Consider the following 2,551-nt stretch of genomic DNA (forward strand, 5'->3'; position numbering starts at 1 on the left):
ACATCACTTTATTCAGGAATTGCAATTTTTGAGCTAGTGTCGTTCGAGATAAGCGGGGTTCATTTGGGTGCAAAAGTGACATCTACATAAACGATAAATATTGGGCAAAAAAAAACGGCTCACAAGAGCCGCAATCACAATAATGTGGTTGGAAAAAACTTACGGGTAGGAAGTATCCAAACAATCAGGTTCAACAACTAAGCATTGACTTATAAACCATTCTATTTGGATAAAAATCCCGTACGACCTGTAGGTGAGCCGCACGGGGTTACAACAGTCACAAAGTGACCAAACTTGTAAAACGGTTGGGACTAACGATTAAAACTGTTCTTCTTCAGTCGAGCCCGTTAGCGCTGTTACTGACGATTTACCGCCTTGAATACACGTAGTCACTTGGTCAAAGTAACCTGTGCCCACTTCTTGCTGGTGCGATACGAAGGTATAACCTTTCTTAGCAGCAGCAAATTCAAGCTCTTGTACTTTTTCAACATAATGCTTCATGCCTTCACCACGTGCGTAGTCATAGGCTAAATCGAACATGTTGTACCACATGTTATGAATGCCCGCTAACGTGATGAACTGGTACTTGTAGCCCATGTTAGACAACTCTTGCTGGAACTTAGCAATCGTAGCGTCATCCAAGTTCTTCTTCCAGTTGAACGAAGGTGAACAGTTATAAGCAAGTAGTTGATCTGGATACTGTGCATGAATGGCATCAGCAAATTTCTTCGCTTCTTCAAGACAAGGTTTAGCTGTTTCACACCAAATTAAATCAGCATAAGGAGCATAAGCAAGACCACGTGAAATAGCTTGGTCTAAACCAGCTCTAACGCGGTAGAAACCTTCGTTAGTACGTTCACCAGTAACAAACTCACGGTCATATTCATCACAATCTGAAGTCATCAAATCAGCAGCATTAGCATCTGTACGTGCAATAACCAAGGTATCAACACCACTGACATCTGCCGCTAAACGTGCAGCAACTAACTTTTGCACCGCTTCTTGAGTTGGTACGAGGACTTTACCGCCCATGTGACCACACTTCTTAACAGACGCTAATTGGTCTTCAAAGTGAACACCTGCAGCACCAGCATCAATCATCGACTTCATTAGTTCAAATGCATTCAATACACCACCAAAACCGGCTTCTGCATCAGCAACGATAGGTAGGAAATAGTCAGTGTAATTGTCATCACCAGGATTTACTTCTTTGCCCCATTGAATCTGGTCAGCACGGCGAAATGAGTTATTAATACGGCTCACAACTGCAGGTACTGAGTTTGCTGGGTAAAGTGATTGGTCTGGATACATTGTGCCCGCTAAGTTAGCGTCAGCAGCTACCTGCCAGCCTGATAAGTAAATCGCTTCTATTCCCGCTTTTGCTTGCTGTACAGCTTGACCACCAGTAAGTGCGCCCAGTGAGTTTACGTAGCCTTTTTTAGCGCCGCCGTTAACCAGTTCCCACAATTTTGCAGCACCCATTTTAGCAATGGTATTTTCTGGCACAACAGAGCCACGTAATGCGACAACTTCTTCAGCAGTAAAAGGACGCTTAACCGATTTCCAACGTGGATTTTCAGCCCAATCTTTCTTAATTGCATCAACCTGTTGCTGACGAGTTAGTTGTGTAGTCATAGTGTCGCCCCTTCCTGTATGAGGGTGGCAAAGTGAATCATTCAACTTTGCCTAATTCAGTAGTGTTGTAATTAATATCGTTATCCGACATTACGCCGTTAACAGTTCATATCCTGGTAATGTTAAGAAATCGACTAGCTCATCAGAGGTAGTAATTTGTTCAAATAATTCTGCCGCTTTGGCGAACTCACCTGCATTAAAACGCTCCGCGCCAAGTTCCTTTTTCACGTTGGCCGTTTCCTCTTTCAACATGTCTTTAAACAATGCTTTAGTGACCAGTTTGCCATTGGATAAACTTTTACCATGCTGGATCCATTGCCAAATAGAAGTACGCGATATTTCTGCTGTGGCAGCATCTTCCATCAAACCGTAAATCGGTACGCAACCATTGCCCTGGATCCACGCTTCGATGTACTGCAACGCAATACGAATGTTCAACCGCATACCCGCTTCAGTTCGCTCGCCTTGACAAGGCTCGAGTAATTCGCTGGCTAAAATGGGTGCATCGACATCACGAGTAATGTGTAATTGATTGGTTCTATCGCCACCGATGTAATCATTGAAAATTTTCATCGCTGTGTCGGCTAAACCCGGATGAGCAACCCAAGTACCATCATGACCATTGCGAGCTTCTAACTCCTTATCGCCACGTACTTTTTGTAATACCAGTTCGTTAGTTGCTTCATCTTTGGCAGGAATAAATGCTGCCATTCCGCCCATGGCTAATGCGCCACGTTTATGGCAAGTTTTAATCAATAAGCGTGAATAGGCACTTAAAAATTTAGTATCCATAGTTACCGCTTGACGGTCGGGTAGCACACGATCAGGATAGTTCTTTAAGGTTTTGATGTAGCTGAAGATATAATCCCAACGGCCACAATTCAGCGCGACAATGTTTGAACGAAGTTCATAAAGA

Annotated in this window: 1 protein-coding gene and 1 pseudogene; both read right to left on the minus strand. The window is 43.4% G+C overall.

Annotation, left to right across the window (positions count from 1 at the left end):
• Positions 1 to 318 precede the first annotated feature (318 nt).
• Positions 319 to 1,635, minus strand: coding sequence for an isocitrate lyase (gene aceA, locus CXF78_RS19990; protein WP_102037742.1), 1,317 nt, complete (start codon positions 1,633 to 1,635; stop codon positions 319 to 321).
• Between the two features lie 90 nt (positions 1,636 to 1,725).
• Positions 1,726 to 2,551 (minus strand): annotated as a pseudogene (locus CXF78_RS19995) (malate synthase); the annotation flags it as partial.

Source organism: Shewanella sp. 11B5 (assembly GCF_002836795.1).
Classification (GTDB): domain Bacteria; phylum Pseudomonadota; class Gammaproteobacteria; order Enterobacterales; family Shewanellaceae; genus Shewanella; species Shewanella frigidimarina.

Bases quoted from the DNA above. Each gene is read 5' to 3' on its own strand.
- aceA (WP_102037742.1), bottom strand. From the start codon at position 1,635: ATGACTACACAACTAACTCGTCAGCAACAGGTTGATGCAATTAAGAAA.